The 2,749-nt window shown below is 63.2% G+C and carries 5 protein-coding genes; 4 read left to right on the top strand and 1 reads right to left on the bottom strand.

Annotated elements, in window-relative coordinates:
- From GPT33_RS18575 to GPT33_RS18560, 4 genes are all read left to right on the top strand, one after another.
- A partial coding sequence (locus GPT33_RS18575; RefSeq protein ID WP_296812076.1) for a ribonuclease H-like domain-containing protein occupies window positions 1–1,205 on the top strand: 1,205 nt, incomplete at its 5' end.
- A 168-nt stretch (window positions 1,206–1,373) separates the two neighbouring features.
- Window positions 1,374–1,622, top strand: a complete 249-nt coding sequence (locus GPT33_RS18570; protein ID WP_296812071.1) for a type II toxin-antitoxin system Phd/YefM family antitoxin — start codon at window positions 1,374–1,376, stop codon at window positions 1,620–1,622.
- Window positions 1,615–2,028, top strand: coding sequence for a putative toxin-antitoxin system toxin component, PIN family (locus GPT33_RS18565; RefSeq protein WP_296812068.1), 414 nt, complete (start codon window positions 1,615–1,617; stop codon window positions 2,026–2,028). The genes GPT33_RS18570 and GPT33_RS18565 overlap by 8 nt, the downstream gene beginning before the upstream one ends.
- Before the next feature lie 82 nt (window positions 2,029–2,110).
- The gene (locus GPT33_RS18560; protein WP_296812065.1) at window positions 2,111–2,299 is read left to right on the top strand and encodes a hypothetical protein; all 189 of its coding nucleotides are present in this window, start codon (window positions 2,111–2,113) and stop codon (window positions 2,297–2,299) included.
- An 85-nt stretch (window positions 2,300–2,384) separates the two neighbouring features.
- Here the strand turns inward: GPT33_RS18560 and GPT33_RS18960 are convergent.
- Window positions 2,385–2,749, bottom strand: a 365-nt coding sequence (locus GPT33_RS18960; protein ID WP_363929521.1) for a peptidylprolyl isomerase, incomplete at its 5' end; no start/stop codon positions are given.

Here is a 2,749-nt window from a genome sequence, read left to right as displayed (position 1 = left end):
CCGGGGGCACGGTTGAACCGGGGGCCAGCCGTTTGGCCGAGGCGGTCGGCGCGGTCGAGATCGCGCCCGGCGTGCTCTGTCTTGAGCGGCGGATTCCCGCGCGACAGCGGCACGGTCAGGTCTCGATCGGACCCTTCGATGGTGCCATGTGGGAGGCGTCGATCGATCCGGGCTGGGTGAGTCCGGCGTCGCGCCTCGAGCCCGAGCTCGAACGAGGGCGGTCGGTTCCGGCAGCAGCCGCCCCGGTCTGTCTGGACACCGAGACCAGCGGCCTGGCCGGCGGCACGGGGACCTGGGCCTTTATGACCGGTCTGCTGCGCGCACAAGCCGACGGATGGATCCTGCGCCAATACCTCCTGACGCGCCTCGATGCCGAGCCGGCTTATCTTGAAGCCATCGCCGCCGAACTCAGTGGCGCCGGGCTTCTCGTCAGCTACAACGGCCTGTCCTTCGACATCCCGCTGCTCACCACGCGTTTTCGCCTCTGTGGCCAAACCGATCCGCTTCCGACGCTGCCGCATCTGGATCTGTTGAAGCCGGTGCGACGTGCCTACGGTCGGGTCTGGCCCGATTGCCGACTCGCGAGCGTGGAGCAGCGCCTCTTGGGGTTCAAGCGCAAGGACGATCTGCCGGGCTCCGAGGCCCCGGCGGCCTGGCTCGCCTGGTTGCGCGCGGGCGAGACGACCCCTTTGGCCGGCGTGCTGCGTCACAACCGCTGGGATCTGCTCTCGCTGGCGACCTTGATCCCGCGTCTGGGCGAGGTGTTCGACGATCCGGGTGCGTTCGATGCCGACATCCGTGCCGTGGCCGCCTACCATCATGCGCAGGGTCGATCCGATCGCGCTTTCGATCTACTCCGGTCCGGGTGCCGCCACCTGGATTCGGCCGGCTTGATGGATTTGGCGCGTCTGCATCGTCGACGTGGCGACTGGGAGCAGGCTCTTGCAATTTGGGAGCAACTGGCGACTGAAGGCGATGCCGATGCGTGCACGGCACTGGCGAAGTATCACGAGCACCGCACGCGCGACCTGCACCGCGCACTCGCGCTCGCCCGCGAGCTTCCGCCGGGACCCCTGAAAGAGCGACGCTGCGCACGGCTGAACGCGAAGCTCGATGCGCTCGACGGCGGGTCATCAGGGTTGCTGGACGCCTTGGCGGCAAACCTCGACGGATCCCGCTCAGGGGACCGGCCACCCAAAAATTAAAGTGGCTCGTGACATCCACTCTGCGGTGTCACGGATGCACTGTGGCTCTGCGCAACCTGCCGGCTTGGCCGGAGTGACGGGCGATGGCGAAAACGGGGAAAGCACCAGTGACGATACCCTCGCCGTAATGTACAATTTAAACATTCTGTATAATTTTTGGAGGCAACGATGCGCACCGTGACTGCGAGCGAAGCGAAGCAAGGGCTGGCAAGCGTTATCGAGGCCGCGGCCAGGGAGCCGATCGTGATCGAGCGCCAGAAGCGTGCGGTCGCAGTTGTATTGTCGATGCAGGAATACGAGCGTCTGGTCCGACTCAACGTCGCCGAGTTCCAACGATTCTGCGACCAGATCGGGGTCTCGGCCAAAGGTTCCGGCATGAGCGAGGCCAAGCTCGCTGAACTCCTTGCCGATGATTGAACAATCGCTCTGGGTGCTCGACACGAATGCCCTGATCAGTCGCTTGCTCTGTCCCGGCGGGGTGGCCGCGCAAGCCGTCGATCATGCTTTGGCGCGCGGTCTGCTGCTGGTGTCCGACGAGACCCTGAGCGAATTGGTCGAGGTGCTGAGTCGCTCCAAATTTGACCCCTATGTGACGCGCGCCGATCGGGTGCGATTCATTGAGCGACTCGGCGGCGTGGCCCGTATCGTCCCGATCGTGAGCAAAGTTCAAGCCTGTCGAGATCCGAAAGACGACAAGTTTCTGGATGTGGCACTGAACGGTGAAGCGACCGCGATTGTCACCGGCGATCAGGATCTCCTTGTTCTGGACCCATTTCACGGTGTTCGTATTGTCAGCCCAGCGGCTTTTCTGACATGGACTTGAGGTGTGTTGCACCGAGATCGAGGATATCTCCAAAGCCAAACGCAAAGCGAAAATGACGCATATCGCTCTGGACGCGGTTTAGATGCCCCGAGCTCGTCTTAATGGTGTGCCGTTGCATCTCGTGCTGCGCGGGCACAACCGCGGCGCCTGTTTCTTCGACGAGCGGGATGATTTCGCCAATCTGGGATGGCCGGGGGAAGCACTTCCGCGCAAGCAGCGCTTCCTGCATGCGATGACCGCCCAACGTCGAGAGCCCGTTGCGGTGACCTAAGGCTCCGAACACCGGATCACCCCCGGCTCTGCCGGGGGCATCCGGGCGTCTCATCGTGGATGAGTTCGAGCGTTGCCGGGGAGGTTTACTGAACCTGCTCGGGGAACGTGATCACGGACGTCTGCCTGAATGCATCGACCTTGGCGAGGACCTGCTTTTGCAGCTCTTGCGCCCTCAGCTGCTTCTCGATCTGTGCCTTCATGTCCTCGAAGGGGACGGCTCCGGCCGCGTTCTTGCCCGTCGACTTGATGATGTGATACCCAAACTGGGTCTCCACCACCTCGCTGACATCACCCGGTTCCAGGCTGAAGGCCGCGTTTTCAAAGGGCGCGACCATTTGACCGCGTCCGAACTCGCCCAGATCGCCCCCTTGAGGCGCACTCGGGCAGGTCGATTCCTTCTTGGCCAGCTCGGCAAAGTCTTCACCGGACTTCACCTGTTTCAATAACC

This window comes from Thiocapsa sp., assembly GCF_011390875.1.
GTDB lineage: Bacteria > Pseudomonadota > Gammaproteobacteria > Chromatiales > Chromatiaceae > Thiocapsa.
This window is presented reverse-complemented; position numbering and strand designations above follow the sequence as displayed.

Bases quoted from the DNA above. Each gene is read 5' to 3' on its own strand.
- GPT33_RS18565 (WP_296812068.1), top strand. From the start codon at position 1,615: ATGATTGAACAATCGCTCTGGGTGCTCGACACGAATGCCCTGATCAGT.
- GPT33_RS18570 (WP_296812071.1), top strand. From the start codon at position 1,374: ATGCGCACCGTGACTGCGAGCGAAGCGAAGCAAGGGCTGGCAAGCGTT.
- GPT33_RS18560 (WP_296812065.1), top strand. From the start codon at position 2,111: ATGCCCCGAGCTCGTCTTAATGGTGTGCCGTTGCATCTCGTGCTGCGC.